The following is an 18,122-nucleotide window of genomic DNA, read 5'->3' as shown; positions in this document are numbered from 1 at the left end:
CTCCTCACCTCTGAATCCCCAGAGATTTTAATTATATTTTCACTTACATTTCGTTTGTAAGTAATTATCTTAAAATATTTCTTTTATTTCCTTCTTACTAAATTCATAATGACTGTTACAGTTAAAACAAGTTAGTGTAAGAGGAAATGGTCCATTTTCTAATATCGCATTTTTTTCAGTTTTAGGTAAACTTGCTAAATGTTTAGAAAAGTTGTCTCTTGAGCAAGGACAAGAGAATCCAACAGTCTCATGAGCTAAGTGTTTAGCTGTTGGAAAATTTGCAATAATATATTCTTTTATATTTATATCTTTAGTAATGTTTTTCCCTAAAGAAGGTAATTTTGAAGCAATTTCTTGCATCTTTAATAAATCTTTATCTTCACAGTCAGGTAAAGCTTGAATGAATAAACCACCAGCTCCAACAATTCTACCATCTTTATCAAAATCAATTGATAAATTAAAAAGGGAAGGTGTTTGTTCACTTTCACTAAAATAAATTGCTAAATCTTGTGATAAATTTCCACTTTGTAGCATGACTTGACCTGTAAAAGGTGTTTTATTACCTTCGATAAGTTTAGAAATAGATAAAAAACCAGGTCCATATAAATCGCTGGTATCAAAACTGGTTAAAGGTTTTTTTAATTCAATCGGATTATTCTTTAAATAACCTCTTACAGCACCACAAGCCCAAGCTTCAGTATATATACCTTCTATTGGACCTCCACATTCAACTGTTAATTGAATACGATCATTGCCTTTTACAGTTGCTGATAAAAGTCCACTTGCTATATATGCTTGACCAAGAATTAATGATTCTACAACACCAAGATTATGGTTAGCTCTCATTTGATTTAATAAATGGGTTGCACTAATTATAGTTGCTCTAAATTTATCGTCTTCTAATAAGAATACTTCTCTTGCATCATCCCTAAGATTTGCTAAATGTTCTACTAAATATTTATCTGTTATTTCTTTTTTAATCATAGCGCACAAAGAGTAGGGTAAAAGGTTTATTTTTTCAAGATTGATATTGCTTTTATGATTTAGAAAATTAGTAATTTTTAATATTTTTTTAAGCTTGTATTTCTTGATATGATGAAAAATATGTAAATTTATTGTTTTTTATATATATTTTTGATGGTGGAAATATTATATTATTATTAATAGAATTGTGAAATAAAAATATAAAAAAGGTTTATTGATTATTTTTGTTAGCATAGATTTTAGATATTTATATTAAATTGTTAAAAAAATGAAGAAAAAAAGAATAATATTAATAACAGGAGCAGCTACCTCTTTAGCAAAAGAAGTAGCTAAAGAATTAGCAAAAGATAATTTAGTAATAATTCACTATAACAATAGTGAAAAGGATGCTTGTAATCTAAAAAATGAGAAAAATATAAAACTTATAAAAGCTGATTTTTCAAGTGTTGAACCTTCAGCTTTTTTTAATTCAGCTTTATCTTTATATGATGATATCGATGTAATTATAAATGCAGCATCTATCTTTAAAAAGGTGAAAATAGAAGATTTAAATAAAGAGAATTTAAATATGTATTATAATATACACTCTGTTTTCCCTTTGTTGTTAACTGTTGAATTTTATAAGTATTTGAATCTTAAAAATACAAGAGGATGTGTAATTAATATAACAGACTCTCAAATTAATGATTTTATTGAAGGGCGAATTCCATATTATTTGTCTAAAAATTCTTTATCATATCAAACAAAATTACTTGCAAGTTCTTTAGCTCCAACTTTAAGAGTTAATGAAATAGCACCAGGTTTTACTTTAGCTAAGGAGTATGAAGAAAAGTATTTTGAAAAAGTAGATAAGGTGTTACCTTTCAATATTACAAACGTATTAGAAATAGTTAATGCTATTAACTATTTTCTTAATAGTGAACAAGTTACTGGTCAATGTTTGAAGGTCGATAGTGGTCTTTCAACATTACCGAAGAGAATATTATAAGAGGAGGCCAAGTTTTCTTGGTTAAATTAATGAAAAAAATAAAAGCTTTATTATTAGGTCTTATTGTTTTATTTAGTTGTAGTTTTTTAAGTGCAAATACTCTTGAAACCTTAGTAAATAATTCAATTGATAAAAGTGACCAAATAACAAATTTGAAATTGAATAGGGATTATACTCTTTTAACCGTAGAAGCAAGTGAATTAGATTCTAAAACAGTAGTGACTATAGCTCCTAAAATATATACAACAAGTTTTGATGAATATGTTTTAGAAACTAATAGTAGTAGTTTAGTTTCAGTTGTTATACCAGGAGACTATGTTCCAACTACTTCATCGGGAGTTAGTGATACTACAACTATTTTAGCTGATACAACTTTAACCTATGATGTAAGTGGTAACGATTTTGATATGTCTCTTTCTAGCTTAAATGTATCACACAATTTTTTGTTAGGTGATTATACAAATAATCAAAGAAATCTGAATAATCAACTTACTTTACTTAGTGCAAATCAAGCATATGAAACTGGTATAGTTAATTATAAAAAAAATGTATATTCTTATGTTTCTAATATAATAAGTAATGAAAAATCTCAAAAAGATGTAAAAAAGAATTTTGAAGACCAAGAAAAAATAATTAATGATAGTTTAAAATTAAAACAAATAACTAAAGACTCAATAACATATAAACAATATTCTTTATTATTAAATTCATATAAAGATAGTTTAGAAAATTTAGAAATACAAAAAGAATCATTGTTAAAGAATTTTAAAGATTATACTGGTATTGATTATGAAGAAGTTAATGATATAAGAGAGCCTGTTTTAGATATAGACTCATCAATTGATGAAAGTTTAACAATTCAAATTGCACAGCTAAATGTAAGGATAAAACAAGATACAATTGATCAAGTAGAAAGAGAAAAAACACAAAGTTATATTAATTTAAATACTGCAATTGCTGATTATGGTGTTTATGATACTTCTGAGGATATGAGTATAGGAGTATTAGCTACTTATAATGCTAATAACCTTTCATTCAATGCGGGTACAAATTTTGATTATACATTAGGATCTTCAGCATCCTTCACTCCAGCTGTTCAAGTTGGTGCTACTTGGACTAATGATACTACTAGTGAAAGTGATATTATTGAGAACAAATTAAATGAAAATGCATTAATTAGTTCCCAATTAGATTTAAATTCTGCAATTCAAAGTAAAGAATTAACAAAATTAACATTAAATACTCAAATAGTAAATTGGAAATCACAATATAAGCAATTGTTAGATAATATCCAATACCAACAGGATACTTTAAAACTAAAAAAAGAAATGTTTGATTTAGGTTTAGTATCAGAAAGTGATGTGACTGATGTAGAATTTGAAATAGAACAATTAAATTATGATATGTTAACATTATTGATTGATGGATTAACTATTGAACTTGATATAGAAAAATTAAATCTTTAGGAGGCTTTATGGCTGATATATATAAAAATGACGATGCAGTAGATATGGAAAATACAAAAACTGAAAATGACACAGAATCACAAGTTAGAAAAGAAATAAAGAAAAAAATTAGACGAAAAAAAGTGAAAAGAACTATAGTTTGGTTAATTGTTTTGGCTCTAATTATTGTAGGCTATTATACATACAATTTTTATAACACAAACAAAAGATTACCATGGCAAGAAGAGAGCGTTAATGCGCCAGTTGAACAATCATATACTGATTCTTTAGTAAAAGAAGAGATTACTCATCCAATTGTTAATATAAGTGGTTCATTAAGTGCTTATGACTTACAAAATGTTATTCTTAGGACTAGTGGAGCAATTACTGCTGTTAATTTTGATGAAGGTGATACTGTAAAAAAAGGTGATATTGTTGCAACAGTAGATGATACAGAACAACAATATATGATTGCAAAATTAAAAAGTGATATTGAGAGTGCTGAACTAACTGGAAATCTTAATAATGTTGAATTATTAGAATTGCAATTAACAAATGCTATAAATAATTTAGAATATACAAAAGCTCTTGCAAATTTTGATGGAGTTGTAGCGGTTCAAAACTGGGAAGCTGGCGATTATAATACTGTAGGTGACTCAGGAAATATGATAATTGCTGATTTAAGTAAGTTTAAATCAACAGTTGAAATAGATGAAATGGATATAAATAATATAGTTGTTGGACAAACTGCAATATTAAGTTTTGATTCACTTCCTGGAATAGAAGCTGAAGCAAAAGTTACTAAGATTCCAATGTTAGGAAGATATAATGCCCAAGGCTTTGGTGTTATGGATGTTGAAATAACTATTGAAAATCCACCTTCAAATCTTAGAACCGGTTTTACTTTTAATGGAAAAATAGAAAGTGAAAAAGAAATCAAAAGAGTTATTATAGATCAAGCTACAATTAGCCAAAGTGGTGATGATACAATTGTCACAAAGAGAATGGAAGATGGTAGTTTAATAGATCTTGTAGTAAATGTAAAATATTTAGGCGAAGCTAAATGCCAAGTACTATCAGGTGATATAAAACCTGGAGATACTTTAGTAATAAAAAATGCATTAACTTTTGAAGAAGAAATGCAAAATGGCATGATGGGGAGAAATAACTAATGGATAAAAAGGTTATTCATCTTGAGGATGTAAAAAGATATTATCTAGTAGGTGATTTCTTTGTAAAAGCTCTAGATGGAGTTTCTCTTGAAATCGCAAAGGGTGAATTTACTGCTATAATGGGTCCTTCGGGTTCTGGGAAATCCACAATGATGAATTTAATTGGTTGTTTAGATACAGCAACTAGTGGAAATATTTTTATTGATGGTGAAAATACTGCTGGATTAAATGAAACAGAACTTGCTTATATCAGAAATAGAAAAGTTGGCTTTGTTTTTCAACAATTTAATTTATTAGGAAAAGAAAGTGCCCTAAGAAATGTTGAAACTCCATTATTATATGCAGGTATTAAACCAAGAGTTAGAAAAAGAAGAGCTATGGAAGCCTTAGAAAAAGTAGGCTTAAAAGATAGAATGTATCATAGACCTAATGAATTATCGGGTGGACAAAAGCAAAGAGTTGCTATCGCTAGAGCAATTGTAAGTAATCCTGCCATATTATTAGCAGATGAACCTACTGGGGCTTTAGATTCTAGGACAGGTAATCAAATAATGGAAATATTTGAAAACTTGAATGAAGAGGGTAGAACTGTTGTTTTCGTCACTCATGATAGAGATTTAGGAAATAGATGTAGAAGACAAATCCATATTAGAGATGGAAAGATAGAGAGATAGTATATGTTTTGGGAAAATATAAAATTAGCATTATCTGCAATGATTAGTAGCAAAATGAGGACTGCTTTATCTCTATTAGGAATTGTAATAGGTGTTGGTGCAGTTGTTGCTATATTAAATCTAGGTGATAGTGCTACAGAAAATATAACAAAAAGTATTAATGCAGGTGGAACAGATATAATCCAAATTTGGACACAACCAAATGAAAGAACAGAAGATGTTTTCACTAGTGAATTTTCACAAACAATAAAACAAAGTGTTTCAGGAATAGATGAGGTTATTCCTCAGATGATGAGTTCTGCATTAATTAGAGCCAATCAAGAAGGCGTAAATGCACAAATAATGGGTACAGAAACTTCTTTTTTTGATGCACAGCAATTAGTTTTTGAAAAAGGGTCCTCATATACAGTTCAACAAAATATTAATAATGAAGAAGTTGTAGTTTTAGGAAATGAAATAGCAAAAGATTTATTTAATCTTGAAAACCCCATTGGAAAAAGAGTTAATTTTATTATGAGCTCTGGTATAGTGAAGAGTTATGAAGTTGTAGGTGTTTTAGAAGATAAAGAGCAATCCTTTACGATGAGTTTTAATAATTCTGTATATATTCCTTTTAATACATTTACTACAAAGCTTGTTCATGTTAAAGTCGTTTCAAGTTATATAGTAAAAACTAATAAAAATTATAATACTATAGAAGTAAGTGATAATGTAAATAAGTTTTTAGATACTTCTGTAGGTAATGATAGCTATCAAAGTTTCTCTCCTGCAATGATAACCACAATGGCAAGCGAAGTTACTGCAACACTTAGTTTATTTTTAGCTGCAATAGCTGGAATATCTCTTTTAGTAGGAGGTATTGGAATAATGAACATTATGTTAGTATCTGTTGCGGAAAGAACAAAAGAAATTGGTGTTAGAAAAGCTTTAGGTGCTTCCCCTTCTGTAATTAGAGGACAATTTATTGTAGAAGCTGTAACTCTTACCCTTATTGGTGGTTTTTTAGGTATATTATTCGGTAGTTTTATTAGCTATGCGGTAACTAATATAGCGGGATGGACATTAACACTTTCATATAAATCATTTATAGTAGCTGTAGGATTTAGTATGTTTGTTGGAATATTTTTTGGATGGTATCCTGCAATGACAGCTTCAAGACTAGACCCTATTGAAGCATTAAACTATGAATAGAAAGAATTAGGTATAAAATGAAGAAATATAATAATTCAATAATTAATGGTAAAGAACACTTATTTGTAATAAGTGGTCTTGCTGTTGCTTATGCTTTAATATTGATTTTTGTAATTTCTTTATTTAATGCTTTTCAAGATAGAGAATATTTAAAACTTCAAATGGAAGCTGAACAAGCTTTTAATAGTGTCTTTTATTATTTAAAAGATGATCCCATAACTGCTAATGATGAATTACAAAGTGAAGGGATAATTGGAGTTGGTGTATATTCTTTTACAGGTAAAGAAGTTTTATCTTTAGGTGATGTTCCAAGTATTTTATCACAAAGTATTATAGATGATTTTAGTAAGTGGAGTGATGATACTAGTGGTGGAACAGCATTATATAATGAAGAAGATGATACAATTGAATATATAAGATTTATTAATAGATTAACTGTCCTTTGGGATGTTATAGATCCTTCATTAGTATCACTTTCTGATTTTAAAGCACCAACAGTTAGTTTTCCTGATGTGTTATATATTGTTTTAGAAGGTAAAGAATATCAAACTGCACAAAATAATTTAAGAATGGCATTAATTGGTGCTATTGTTTTGATAACTATTTTATTTGTATTTATTTTTAGAATATATAGTAGTAATAGAAAATATAGGATTAAATTAGAAAGCCAAAGAAATCTTGTTAATTTAGGACAAGCTGCAAGAACATTAACTCATGAAATAAAAAATCCTTTAAGTTCTATTAATATACAGATTGCGATTTTAAGAGTAAAAGTTAACCCTTCTTATAAAGATAATCTTGAAGTAATTCAATCTGAAGTTGATAGAATAAAAGTATTAACTGATAAAGTAAGTGAGTTCTTACATAATCCAAAAGGGATTCCAAGTGACTTTGAATTAGTCAATTTTATAAATGATATTATATCAAAATTCCCAAATACAATTAAATTGAAATCGTATTCACAGTTTTTTGTAAATATGGATAAACAACGAGCTAGAAGTGTTTTTGAGAATTTAATAAAAAATGCAATTGAGAGTGGAAACAATCCTCAAGTTGAGGTTATAATAAAAAAAGGTAATAAGCCTAAAACTGTTGTTATTGAAGTTCTAGATAGAGGTGAGGGTCTTCCAAACGGAGTTAAAGATAAAATTTATGATCCGTTTTTTACAACCAAAACCACTGGAAGTGGTATTGGACTTTCAATTAGTAGACAATTTATCAATGCAAGAGGTGGCAGTATAAACTTATCAAACAGAGAAGGTGGGGGTACAATTGCTCAAGTTGTTTTACCAACCATTACCTCTCATACTTATAGGAGAACCCCTTGAGAGTTTTAATAGTAGATGATGAAATAAATATAAGAACATCGCTAAGTCAATTTTTTAGTGTATATGAGATAGATAGTGAATTAGCTGAAAATGGATTAGTAGCTCAACGGCTACTTTTTTCAGATACATTCGATGCAATGGTTGTCGATCTAAAGATGCCAGGTATGGATGGATTAGAACTAATTAAATGGATGAGAGAAGAAGGAATTGAAATTCCTGTTATCATGGTAAGTGCACATGGTGATATTTCGGATGCTGTTTCAGCTCTTAAAGGTGGCGCTGCTGATTATATTGTAAAACCTTTCAACCCTGAAGAATTAGTTAATAAAATAAAAAAAATGGTTGAAGCTAAAAAAGTAAATCAATTAGTAGCTGAAGAGATTTTTGAAAATCCTTCTTTTGTTGGTCAATCTTCTCAAATGAAAGATATAAAAAAGACAATAACTCGTTGTGCTAAAACAAAAGCAAATGTATTGATTACAGGAGAAAGTGGTACAGGTAAAGGTGTAGTTGCTAAAGAAATACATCGTCAAAGTTTTGGTGATGATGGTCCTTTTCAATCAATTAACATTGGAGGAGTTCAAGCAAATCTTCTTGAAAGTGAATTATTTGGTTATGAAAAAGGTGCTTTTACAGGTGCTGTTGGAAGAAAGATTGGTTTATTTGAAGTAGCTAATGGTGGAACTCTCTTTTTGGATGAGCTAGGAGATCTTCCATTAGAATTACAAGTTAAATTATTAACAGTAATAAATGATAGACAAATTCAAAGACTTGGTGGAACAAAAAAAATAGATATAAATGTTAGAATTATTGCAGCAACAAATAAAGATTTAGAATCTATGGTTAACGAAGGAACTTTTAGAGAAGATTTATATTTTAGATTAAATGTTTTAAGAATTAAAATCCCACCATTAAGAGAGAGACGTGATGATATTCCATTATTAGCTGCTGGAATTTTAAAAAGATTAAAAAAAGAGCAAGGCTATGATGTAATTGAAGGTTTTTCTCCTAACGCAATAGAAAAGTTGAAGAATGGAAAATATTATGGAAATGTTAGAGAGTTAGAAAATGTTGTTGAAAGATCATTGATTTTTTGTGATGACGTATTAATTCATGAAGATGACATAAATTTAGATGATAATGTTAAAATTACTAAAAACTCTTCATATGTTGCATCTCAAAAATCTTCATCGGAAGTTAAATCTTTGAAAGAAGTTGAGAGAGAAAAAATTATTGAATCTTTATTAAGATGGGCTGGCAATAAAACTAAAGCTTCAAAAGAACTAGGCATTAGTAGAAGAACATTAATTAATAAAATTAGTGAGTATAATATCGAAGAATATAAAAAAACAAAATAAAATATAAGAAGGCATATGTGCCTTCTTGTTTTTTTACTAAATTCGATAAAAAAGTATCTAAAAGCCTTTTATAAAGTTTTCATTTTTGTTATATTCTCAATAGATAAAAATATACTTATTGGAGAAATAATTATGGCAATGATAATTGGCGGACCAAGTAGATATGTTCAACAACAAAATGCATTAGGCGATTTAAGTTCTTTTGCTAAAAATCTAGGTGATAATCTATTAGTATTAATTACTGAAAGTGGTAAAAAAAGATTAGGAAATATTATTGAAGATGGTTCAAAAGATAGTGATGTTACAATAAACTTTACATATTTTAATGGTGAATGTTCTAAGAAAGAAATTTCTAGAGTACAAGAAGAAGCTAAAAAATATGGTTCTAATGTTATTGTTGGTATTGGTGGTGGTAAGACTATGGATACTGCAAAAGCTGCAGCATATTATGAAAAACTACCTGTAATTATTTGTCCAACAATTGCAAGCAGTGATGCTCCATGTTCTGCACTTTCTGTTATTTATTCAGAAGAAGGTGTATTTGAAGAATATTTATTCTTAAGTGAAAATCCTAATATGGTATTAATGGATACTTTAATTATTGCAAAAGCTCCATCTAGATTAATTGTAGCTGGAATGGGTGATGCTCTTGCAACTTATTTTGAAGCTAGAGCATGTAGTGCATCTAATGCTATTAACTGTTTAAACGGAACTGGGTCTTTAACTTCATCTGCATTGGGTAGATTATGTTATGAAACTTTAATAAAGGATGGTTATAAAGCAAAATTAGCAACTGATAATAAAGTATGTACAAAAGCTGTAGAAAATATAATCGAAGCTAATACTTATCTCTCTGGTGTAGGTTTTGAATCAGGTGGTATTGCAGCAGCGCATGCAATTCATAATGGATTGACAGCTATTGAAGAAACACATAGTATGTACCACGGAGAAAAGGTTGCTTTTGGAACTTTATCTCAGCTTGTATTAGAGAATGCTTCAACTGAAGAAGTTAACGAAGTTTTATATTTCTGTAATAGTGTAAATCTTCCTATTACTTTAGCTCAATTAGGTATTAAAGAAATAAAAGAAGAAGAAATAATGCAAGTAGCAACTTTAGCTTGTGCTGACGGTGATACAATGGGAAATATGCCATTTAAGGTAACTCCAAATGATGTTTATGCAGCTATTTTAACTGCAAATGAACTTGGAAAAGCCTATAAAAACTAAAATAAATTGAATTACTAACAAGAATTCTTGGATATCCTAATATTTAGGGTATCCTTTTTATTTGGTTGACCACTTATATATTTATATGTATTATTAGAGGTGTAAATATATTTTAATTCTTTATTCTATAAAGAATTAAATGGTAAATATTCAAATACTTATCAGATAAAGATTTAGAGAGCTTAATATATAATAATAATAATATAAGGAGATTTGAAATGGGATTACCACATTGGGATTTAAATGAGATATATACTGGTTGTGATAGTGATGATTTTAATCTAGCATTAAGAGATTGCAATGAAGATTGCACTAGGATTAAAGCTTTAATTAAAGATAATGCTTCAATTGAAGAAGTAATTAAAACTTGGGAGAAAGTTTTAGATACTTTTGAAACTTTAGATGCTTATACCTCTGTATTATTATCAGTTGAAACAAATAATAGTGACTACATGTTAGCTTTAAATAGAGTATCAAAATTGAGTTTAAGCGTTAATAATTTAGAAGTTACTGTAATTAATTATTTAGCAAATAATAAAGATAAAGTCTTAAAAGCTCAAGAAAATGAGTTAAGTGAATATGGATATGTATTAAATGAATTGTTAGAAAAACATAATCATATGAAGAGTAGTGAAGTAGAAGCTGTAGCTGCTGATTTAAATAGAAGTGGTACAGAAGCTTTTGAGAGATTGCAAGAAGCTTTAATTAGTAGGACAACTATAGATTATTTAGGTGAAGAGAAAACAGTAACTGAATTGAGAAGTCTTGCATTTGATAAAGATCAAAACGTTAGAAAAGAAGCTTTTGAAAAAGAAGTTCAACTATTAAAGAATAATGAAATAGCTTATGCAGCTAGTTTAAATGGTGTTAAAGGTGCAACAATTTCTTTAGATGAATTACACCTTTATGATTCTTTAGGTAGAAGTCTATCTCAATCAAGAATAAATGAAAAAATAATAAATGCACTAATTACAACTTTAGAAAAAAATTTACCATTATTTAGAAAATATTTAAATAAAAAAGCTGAAATCTTAGGTCAAGAACATTTAGCTTTTTATGATATATTTGCTCCTATAAGCGATAATGTTAAAAGATATGAATTTGAGGATGCAAAAGCTTTTATTTTAGATAAGTTTTATAATTTCTCTAAGGAAATGGGAGATTTTGCACAAAATGCTTTTGACAATAATTGGATTGATGCAGAACCTAGAAAAAATAAAGTTGGAGGAGCCTATGATGTAGGTTTTCCTGATGCAGGTGTTTCTAGAGTTTTATGTAATTATGATTATACTTATAATGGTTTATCAACATTAGCACATGAATTAGGTCATGCATATCATGATAGTGTTGTTCTTCCTAAATCGCATTTGCTTAGAACATATCCAATGACACTAGCAGAAACTGCTTCTATTTTTAGTGAAACTATTGTATTACAAGGAGCTTTAGAAAAGGCTAGTGAAACTGAAAAGTTATCATTAATAGAAACTTTCTTACAAGATACAACTCAAGTTTGTGTTGATATCTTATGTAGATTCTATTTTGAAAGAGAAGTTTTTAAGAGAAGAAAGGAAAGTGAATTAAGTAGTGAAGATTTCTGTGAAATTATGATCGATTCACAAAAAAATACATATGGAACTTTAAGTGAATATCATCCCTATATGTGGGCTGTTAAAGGCCATTATTATAGTAGTGCTTTCTCTTTCTATAATTATCCATATGCTTTTGGACAATTGTTTGCTTTGGGTGTATTTGCTCAGAAAGAAAAGTTAGGTGATAGCTTTACTAATAAGTATAGAAATATGTTAGAGAATACCGGAAAAGATAGTGCAAAAAATGTAGCTGCTTTGTTAGATTGTGATATAGAAAGTGAAGAATTTTGGCAATCAAGTATAGATATAGTTGCTAAATATGTTGAGGAATTTGTTAATGCAAGTAACAATTAGTAAAATGGCCCAAGGTGGAGAAGGAATTGCTTCTTTACAAAGTGGTAGGACAGTTTTTGTTGATGGTGCTTTAGTTAATGAAGTAGTTGAAATTGAAGTATATCGTGAGACAAAGTCTTATGCAAAAGCTAAAGTTATTAATATAATTCATGCTTCAAAAGATAGAGTAAATCCTTTTTGTCCTTATTATGGTGAATGTGGAGGATGCAATCTTCAACATTTAAAATATGAAGAACAAGTAAAATTAAAGGAAAATCTTGTATTAGAGCATTTAAAAAAAATTGGTCAACTAGATTTAAATAATGTAAAAATTTTATCAACTGAAATATCAGATGATAGAAATTATAGAAATAGAGTTAGATTTCATGTTTCTATGGCAGATAAGAAAGTTGGGTTTTTAAAAAAACATAGTAATGAATTGTGTGAAATAGATAATTGTCCTTTATTGGTAAATAAAATAAATGAAGCACTTAATGATGGTGATATATTAAAAGCTGCAAGAGCTAATATGTTTAGTAACAATACAAGGGGTAATTATATTCAAGTCCCTGTATTTGCTGGAGATGATGAGTTAAGTTATTCAAATGAAAAAGTGCAAATTAATATAAATAATCACAAATTTATTGTAAATGCTAATGTCTTTTTTCAATCAAATCCTAAGTTATTATCTAAATTAGCTAATTATGTTGTATCTAAAATTGATAGTGATTCTGTTATGGATTTATATAGTGGGGTTGGAACCTTTTCTGCTTTTTTACCTAAAAACACTATTGCTGTAGAAAAACAGAGAGAGTGTTTATCATTAAGTAAGCTTAATGCTTCAAATGCAGTATCATATACAGGAGAAGTTGAAAAATGGGGAAGGAAAAATAAAGAAAAAGTTGATACAGTTGTTGTTGATCCTCCTAGAACTGGATTATTTGAAAGTGTTCCAAAATTAATTAAAAAATTTGGTGCTAAAAAAATAATTTATGTATCTTGTAATCCTGTAACTCTTTCTAGAGATGTAAAAGCATTTTTAAGTCTTGGATATAAGGTTGAAGAAATAAAAATCTTCGATTTTTATCCTCATACTCATCATGTTGAAAGTGTTGTTGTATTAAAAGAGGAAATATAATTAATATTAACTAAGCTAACTTCTGAGATAATAATAAATTATACTTAGATAATATTTTATAAATTGATTTTTTTTCAACTTCAGTAATTGGTATTATTGGAGTTGGATTTTTTTCAAAATCTAAGATATTTTTTTCGTACCAAACTACATCTCTCCAAGCATTGAATTTGTTTCCGGTGTTATGGAAAACTCCAATCTTAGAAAAACCTAATTTACTGTGAAGATTTTCACTTTTCTCATTTGGTTGTGTTATTACTCCATAAACATTATGTATATTTTGAAGTTTTAGCATATCAATTAAGGCACAATATAATAATTTTCCTATTCCTAAATTTACATATTCTTGATTTAGATAAATTGATAATTCTGCATCCCATTGATAGGCTTCTCTTTCTCTTAATCTACTACCATAAGCATAACCGATAATTTTGTTATCAACTTCGCAAACTAAATAGGAATATTTTTTAGAAATATTTATAAGTCTTTTTTCAAAATTGACTAATGTTGGGACCGTGCATTCAAAAGTGATTGATGTGTCTTCTATATATGGTTTATAAATATTTAGTATTTCTTGTGCATCTTTAATTTCCATTAATCTGAATTTTATATTATTCATTTATGACTCCTATTCTTCTTTAATTAAAGCAATAATTTTTAAATTTGACAATCAAGAAGAAAAAAAAAGTTATAATCTATATGTTTTATAAAAATAAAATATGATAATATTAATAATTGATTAAAAAAGGAGTATTTATGGTTAATTTTGCAATATATGATTTTATGTTTGGTAAACTAAAAATAGGATATGAAGATGATTGTTTAACTTATCTCAAATTAGTAAAAGGCGATATTGTTGATATGGGCCATAAATCAGATTTTAGTAATTATGTGTATAAACAGTTAAATGAATATCTTGAGGGGAAAAGGAAACTCTTTGATGTAAAATATAAGATAGAGGGGACGGAATTTCAAAAAAAAGTTTATAAGGCTTTATGTGATATCCCTTATGGTGAAACTAGAAGTTATAAAGAAATAGCTATTGCTATAGGTAATGAAAAAGCTGTTAGAGCCGTAGGTATGGCGAATAATAAAAATCCAATTACTATTATAGTCCCTTGCCATAGAGTAATTGGATCTAATGGAAAGCTTGTGGGTTATGCAGGTGGGCTTGATATGAAAGAATATTTATTAGATTTAGAAAAAAGGAATAAATAGTAATTATTATGGTTTTAGAGACAAAAAGATTAATATTAAGGAATTGGAGAGATTTAGATGCTAAAGATTTATATATTGAGGCAAAAGATCCAAGAATAGGCCCAATTGCAGGATGGCCACCACATACTAGTGTTGAAAATAGTTTAGATATAATTAGAAACGTGTTAAACAAAAAATACACTTTTGCCCTAGAATTAAAAAGTGAAAATAGAGCAGTTGGTAGTATTGGATTAATGCTTAAAGAAGATAGTAATCTTGATATTGGTGAAAATGAAGCAGAAATTGGATATTGGATAGGTGTACCGTATTGGGGAGAGGGTTTAGTTCCTGAAGCTATTGATGAGATTATAAGATTTAGTTTTGAAGAACTTAACTTAAATAAAATATGGTGTGGATATTTTGAAGGTAATTTAAAATCTAAGCGAGCACAAGAAAAATGTGGATTTAAGTACCACCATACAAATAATAATGTTTATTGGTCTTTGATGGATGATATAAGGACTGAACATGTTTCAGTTTTAGAAAAAGATATTTGGTTAAAAAACTAATGTCCCAAGTTTGGGACATCTTACTAGAGCAATTTAGCAATGGATTTTGCAGAGTTTTTTACTTGAATTATAGTATCTTCAAATTGGTTTATTTTTCCTCTTTCAAAACAATTTAATACTTTAATAACATCAACAACTTCATAGCCTAAAGCTTCAAGAGGTTTTTTCATAGCTTCAGCTGTATATCCCATATCAGCTTCATCTTCTTGTTCGCAAATAGCAATTACAACAGCTTTACGATTTTGATTTGCAAGTGAACTTGACCATTTACCTGGTCTTGGATTTTCAAAATTGTAAAAGCAATATAGTCGATCAATAAATGCTTTCATCCAAGCTGTTATATTATAATTATGCGTTGGACATACTAATACTAAAGCTTCGCTTGAAATAATATCAGGATAGAAATTAGTCATATCATCTTTTAATCCTGTGCATATTTTATCTTTTCTACATCTTTCACAACCTACACATCCAGAAAAATTATAATCTCTTAGATTAATAGTTTTATTGTTTATTTTATTTTTTTCTAATTCTTCCATAAAGTATGAAAGAATTATGTCAGAATTTCCCTTTTTTCTAGGGCTACCATTAATACCTAATACTTGTTTTTTAATTTCTATATCCATAAAATCCTTTATTTTTTTTATAATCAATAAGCATATAATGAATGATAGCATAAAGTAAAAAATTGGGCAAATTGCAAAAAAAACAATGTGTGTAAAATAATGCTTGACAAAAGAGTATAGTATGTATACACTATTATTGATATGAAAATTGACAATATGAATTTCAAGAAAAATACAAAACTAAGTTATACATTTTTGAGACTGGTTACAAAGATTTCAGAAATTGATAAAAAAACTAGGAATTATGAAACAGATCAAAAATTACATACTGCTGAAATTCATATGATAAAAGCTATTTATGAAAACAAAGGTATTCATGTTACAGCTTTAGCTGATATGTTAGGGGTGACAAAAGGTGCTATCTCCCAAGTATTGTTGAAGCTACAAAAAAAAGAGATGATTTTGAAGAAAAGTGATCCAAAGAATCTCTCTAGATTATTATTGTATGTAACCCCTAAAGGCGAAATTGCTTATAAAGCTCATGAAAAAATCCATAGGGATTTTAATGTAACTTTTTATAAAGCCTTAAGTGAGTTTGATGATGAGCAAAAACAAATTGTTAAAAAGTTTTTGGATAAGTTAGAAACAGGAATTGAAAGATTTGAGGAAAATGAATCTTTTTAATATTAGTGGTAATTTTATTTATATAAAGAGTATAGGTGCTAAACTGTTTTTTTTTATTAAAAGTGTATAGTAGCTATACAAATAATAAAGGAAGGAATATATGATTTCAAATGACAGAAAAATTAAGATGATGAGAGATGGTTCAATTAATAAGACCCTTTTAAGATTAGGAATTCCTACAATGATAGGTATGATAATTAGTGCATTATACAGTGTTGTTGATGCATACTTTGCAGGAAATTTAGGTGTTCAACAAGTTGGTGCTATTTCAATAGTGTTCCCTATTGTTCAGATTATTATAGGTCTTGGTATGATGTTTGGAACAGGAGCTGCTTCATATCTCTCAAGATTATTAGGAGATGAAGATAGAGTAAAAGCGAATAAGGTTGCAAGTTCTGCATTATTTTATAGCATATTTGTGGGACTATTATTAATAATTATATCGCTATGTTTTTTAACTCCTTTACTAAAAATTCTCGGAGCAACAAATACAATATTACCGTATGCAAAAAGTTATGCAATTATTTTTATAAGTGGGTCAATACTTAATATTTTTAATATAACCATGAATAATCTAGTTGCAGCAGAAGGTAGAACAAAATTAACTATGACCTCAATGATAGTCGGAGGAGGTCTAAATATTATATTAGATCCTATTTTTATTTTTGTATTTAATATGGGTATACAAGGAGCAGCTATAGCTACAGTTGTATCACAAGCAATAACAAGTCTTATCTATGTTAATTATATATTAAGAAATAAAGGTTGTTTAAAATTTCATTACTCATTTGTTGAATTTGATAAATCTACTTTGAAAGAAATATTGAAAGTTGGGATACCAATTCTCATATATCAATTTTTAACAAGTTTTTCTATGGCTATGATGAACTCAAGTGCAAGTAATTATGGAGATTCTGCAATAGCTGCATTTGGTGTTGTAATGAGATTAATGACATTAGGAACTTATGTAGTTTTTGGCTTTATGAAAGGGTTTCAACCTTTTGTTGGGTATAATTATGGTGCTAAAAATTATAGACGTGTAAATCAATCAATTAAAACAGTTCTTATTTGGACAAGTTGTTTTTGTTTCCTATATACCCTTATAGTTTATATATTTAGCCAATCTATTATTACAATTTTTAGTAAAACTAATGATTTAAAAATGATTAATATAGGCATAAAAGTTTTAAGAGTTAATTGTTTCTCAATGTTATTTTTTGGATTTGAACAAGTTTATTTGTCTCTATTTTTAGCTTTAGGGAAAGGTAAGCAAGGAGGCTTGTTATCATTAGCAAGGCAAGGTTATTTTTTAATTCCTCTAATTATAATTTTACCTACTTTTTATGATATAAATGGTTTAATCTTTGCTCAACCAATAGCTGATATTTTAACAAGCTTATTAACCTTGAAATTCTCACTAGATTTTTATCTTGATTTTGTACCTAAGTTGAGTAAAAAAATATAAGTAATTATAATATAAAAGTTGAAACCAAAATATAAGATTAAATGTTTAGCTATCTATTAGGATAGCTATTTTTAACTATATATTGTTAGTAGCAACAAACATATATAGCTAATTTATAATAAAATAATAAATAAAATGGCAAGTAAAGGGTTATTTTTTTATTTTAATTGTTGACAAGTTAGTTATTGTTAACATATTATATTAGTAATGTATGACT

The 18,122-nt window shown here is 28.0% G+C and carries 17 protein-coding genes; 14 read left to right on the top strand and 3 right to left on the bottom strand.

Annotated elements, in window-relative coordinates; all coding sequences use genetic code 11:
• Nucleotides 1-69 precede the first annotated feature (69 nt).
• Nucleotides 70-984, bottom strand: a complete 915-nt coding sequence (locus tag ACPKM0_RS10620) for an Hsp33 family molecular chaperone HslO (protein ID WP_472475791.1) — start codon at nt 982-984, stop codon at nt 70-72.
• 268 nt (nt 985-1,252) lie between these two features.
• Here ACPKM0_RS10620 and ACPKM0_RS10615 point away from each other — a divergent pair, with 268 nt between their 5' ends.
• The 10 genes from ACPKM0_RS10615 (at nt 1,253) to ACPKM0_RS10570 (ending at nt 13,427) form a co-directional block, all read left to right on the top strand.
• The gene (locus ACPKM0_RS10615) at nt 1,253-1,972 is read left to right on the top strand and encodes an SDR family NAD(P)-dependent oxidoreductase (protein WP_472475789.1); all 720 of its coding nucleotides are present in this window, start codon (nt 1,253-1,255) and stop codon (nt 1,970-1,972) included.
• Nucleotides 1,973-2,001: 29 nt separating this feature from the next.
• On the top strand, nt 2,002-3,438 hold the full coding sequence (locus tag ACPKM0_RS10610) for a TolC family protein (protein ID WP_472475788.1): 1,437 nt from the start codon (nt 2,002-2,004) through the stop codon (nt 3,436-3,438).
• An 8-nt stretch (nt 3,439-3,446) separates the two neighbouring features.
• Nucleotides 3,447-4,589 (top strand): efflux RND transporter periplasmic adaptor subunit, encoded by a 1,143-nt coding sequence (locus ACPKM0_RS10605; RefSeq protein ID WP_472475786.1) that lies wholly within the window; start codon nt 3,447-3,449, stop codon nt 4,587-4,589.
• A complete protein-coding gene (locus ACPKM0_RS10600; protein ID WP_472475784.1) occupies nt 4,589-5,263 on the top strand; it encodes an ABC transporter ATP-binding protein in 675 nt (224 codons plus the stop codon). Before ACPKM0_RS10605 ends, ACPKM0_RS10600 begins: the two co-directional genes overlap by 1 nt.
• Nucleotides 5,264-5,266: 3 nt before the next feature.
• Nucleotides 5,267-6,454 (top strand): ABC transporter permease, encoded by a 1,188-nt coding sequence (locus ACPKM0_RS10595; protein ID WP_472475782.1) that lies wholly within the window; start codon nt 5,267-5,269, stop codon nt 6,452-6,454.
• A gap of 17 nt (nt 6,455-6,471) precedes the next feature.
• Nucleotides 6,472-7,782: a sensor histidine kinase gene (locus ACPKM0_RS10590; protein WP_472475780.1), complete on the top strand. Its 1,311-nt coding sequence runs from the start codon at nt 6,472-6,474 to the stop codon at nt 7,780-7,782.
• Nucleotides 7,779-9,140: a sigma-54-dependent transcriptional regulator gene (locus ACPKM0_RS10585; protein WP_472475778.1), complete on the top strand. Its 1,362-nt coding sequence runs from the start codon at nt 7,779-7,781 to the stop codon at nt 9,138-9,140. Before ACPKM0_RS10590 ends, ACPKM0_RS10585 begins: the two co-directional genes overlap by 4 nt.
• Before the next feature lie 132 nt (nt 9,141-9,272).
• On the top strand, nt 9,273-10,367 hold the full coding sequence (locus tag ACPKM0_RS10580; protein WP_472475777.1) for a glycerol dehydrogenase: 1,095 nt from the start codon (nt 9,273-9,275) through the stop codon (nt 10,365-10,367).
• A gap of 218 nt (nt 10,368-10,585) precedes the next feature.
• Nucleotides 10,586-12,310 carry a M3 family oligoendopeptidase gene (locus ACPKM0_RS10575; protein ID WP_472475775.1) on the top strand — a complete coding sequence of 575 codons (1,725 nt, stop codon included), beginning with the start codon at nt 10,586-10,588 and terminating at the stop codon, nt 12,308-12,310.
• The gene (locus ACPKM0_RS10570; RefSeq protein ID WP_472475773.1) at nt 12,294-13,427 is read left to right on the top strand and encodes a class I SAM-dependent RNA methyltransferase; all 1,134 of its coding nucleotides are present in this window, start codon (nt 12,294-12,296) and stop codon (nt 13,425-13,427) included. Before ACPKM0_RS10575 ends, ACPKM0_RS10570 begins: the two co-directional genes overlap by 17 nt.
• 10 nt (nt 13,428-13,437) lie before the next feature.
• Here the strand turns inward: ACPKM0_RS10570 and ACPKM0_RS10565 are convergent, their stop codons facing one another.
• Nucleotides 13,438-14,043: a GNAT family N-acetyltransferase gene (locus ACPKM0_RS10565; RefSeq protein ID WP_472475772.1), complete on the bottom strand. Its 606-nt coding sequence runs from the start codon at nt 14,041-14,043 to the stop codon at nt 13,438-13,440.
• A 137-nt stretch (nt 14,044-14,180) separates the two neighbouring features.
• Here ACPKM0_RS10565 and ACPKM0_RS10560 point away from each other — a divergent pair, with 137 nt between their 5' ends.
• Both ACPKM0_RS10560 and ACPKM0_RS10555 read left to right on the top strand, forming a co-directional pair.
• Nucleotides 14,181-14,642 (top strand): methylated-DNA--[protein]-cysteine S-methyltransferase, encoded by a 462-nt coding sequence (locus ACPKM0_RS10560; protein ID WP_472475771.1) that lies wholly within the window; start codon nt 14,181-14,183, stop codon nt 14,640-14,642.
• Nucleotides 14,643-14,650: 8 nt separating this feature from the next.
• Entirely contained in the window at nt 14,651-15,190 is a 540-nt protein-coding gene (locus ACPKM0_RS10555) for a GNAT family N-acetyltransferase (protein ID WP_472475770.1), read from the top strand.
• Nucleotides 15,191-15,213: 23 nt separating this feature from the next.
• Here the strand turns inward: ACPKM0_RS10555 and ACPKM0_RS10550 are convergent, their stop codons facing one another.
• Entirely contained in the window at nt 15,214-15,816 is a 603-nt protein-coding gene (locus ACPKM0_RS10550) for a flavodoxin family protein (protein WP_472475768.1), read from the bottom strand.
• 141 nt (nt 15,817-15,957) lie between these two features.
• Between ACPKM0_RS10550 and ACPKM0_RS10545 the strand changes: the two genes are divergently transcribed.
• Nucleotides 15,958-16,440, top strand: a complete 483-nt coding sequence (locus tag ACPKM0_RS10545) for a MarR family winged helix-turn-helix transcriptional regulator (RefSeq protein WP_472475766.1) — start codon at nt 15,958-15,960, stop codon at nt 16,438-16,440.
• Nucleotides 16,441-16,540: 100 nt separating this feature from the next.
• Nucleotides 16,541-17,905 (top strand): MATE family efflux transporter, encoded by a 1,365-nt coding sequence (locus ACPKM0_RS10540; RefSeq protein WP_472475764.1) that lies wholly within the window; start codon nt 16,541-16,543, stop codon nt 17,903-17,905.
• Nucleotides 17,906-18,122 lie beyond the last annotated feature (217 nt).

It is taken from the genome of Pleomorphochaeta sp., assembly GCF_050031695.1.
Taxonomy (GTDB): domain Bacteria; phylum Spirochaetota; class Spirochaetia; order Sphaerochaetales; family Sphaerochaetaceae; genus Pleomorphochaeta.
The sequence above is the reverse complement of the archived record's forward strand: the minus strand, read 5'-3'. Positions and strand labels throughout refer to the sequence as shown.

What these genes read in the sequence shown, in the direction of transcription:
- ACPKM0_RS10580 (WP_472475777.1), top strand. Translation starts at nt 9,273, where the DNA reads ATGGCAATGATAATTGGCGGACCAAGTAGATATGTTCAACAACAAAAT.
- ACPKM0_RS10590 (WP_472475780.1), top strand. Translation starts at nt 6,472, where the DNA reads ATGAAGAAATATAATAATTCAATAATTAATGGTAAAGAACACTTATTT.
- ACPKM0_RS10595 (WP_472475782.1), top strand. Translation starts at nt 5,267, where the DNA reads ATGTTTTGGGAAAATATAAAATTAGCATTATCTGCAATGATTAGTAGC.
- ACPKM0_RS10605 (WP_472475786.1), top strand. Translation starts at nt 3,447, where the DNA reads ATGGCTGATATATATAAAAATGACGATGCAGTAGATATGGAAAATACA.
- ACPKM0_RS10600 (WP_472475784.1), top strand. Translation starts at nt 4,589, where the DNA reads ATGGATAAAAAGGTTATTCATCTTGAGGATGTAAAAAGATATTATCTA.
- ACPKM0_RS10550 (WP_472475768.1), bottom strand. Translation starts at nt 15,816, where the DNA reads ATGGATATAGAAATTAAAAAACAAGTATTAGGTATTAATGGTAGCCCT.
- ACPKM0_RS10555 (WP_472475770.1), top strand. Translation starts at nt 14,651, where the DNA reads ATGGTTTTAGAGACAAAAAGATTAATATTAAGGAATTGGAGAGATTTA.
- ACPKM0_RS10575 (WP_472475775.1), top strand. Translation starts at nt 10,586, where the DNA reads ATGGGATTACCACATTGGGATTTAAATGAGATATATACTGGTTGTGAT.
- ACPKM0_RS10545 (WP_472475766.1), top strand. Translation starts at nt 15,958, where the DNA reads ATGAAAATTGACAATATGAATTTCAAGAAAAATACAAAACTAAGTTAT.
- ACPKM0_RS10565 (WP_472475772.1), bottom strand. Translation starts at nt 14,043, where the DNA reads ATGAATAATATAAAATTCAGATTAATGGAAATTAAAGATGCACAAGAA.
- ACPKM0_RS10560 (WP_472475771.1), top strand. Translation starts at nt 14,181, where the DNA reads ATGGTTAATTTTGCAATATATGATTTTATGTTTGGTAAACTAAAAATA.
- ACPKM0_RS10615 (WP_472475789.1), top strand. Translation starts at nt 1,253, where the DNA reads ATGAAGAAAAAAAGAATAATATTAATAACAGGAGCAGCTACCTCTTTA.
- ACPKM0_RS10610 (WP_472475788.1), top strand. Translation starts at nt 2,002, where the DNA reads ATGAAAAAAATAAAAGCTTTATTATTAGGTCTTATTGTTTTATTTAGT.
- ACPKM0_RS10570 (WP_472475773.1), top strand. Translation starts at nt 12,294, where the DNA reads ATGCAAGTAACAATTAGTAAAATGGCCCAAGGTGGAGAAGGAATTGCT.
- ACPKM0_RS10620 (WP_472475791.1), bottom strand. Translation starts at nt 984, where the DNA reads ATGATTAAAAAAGAAATAACAGATAAATATTTAGTAGAACATTTAGCA.
- ACPKM0_RS10540 (WP_472475764.1), top strand. Translation starts at nt 16,541, where the DNA reads ATGATTTCAAATGACAGAAAAATTAAGATGATGAGAGATGGTTCAATT.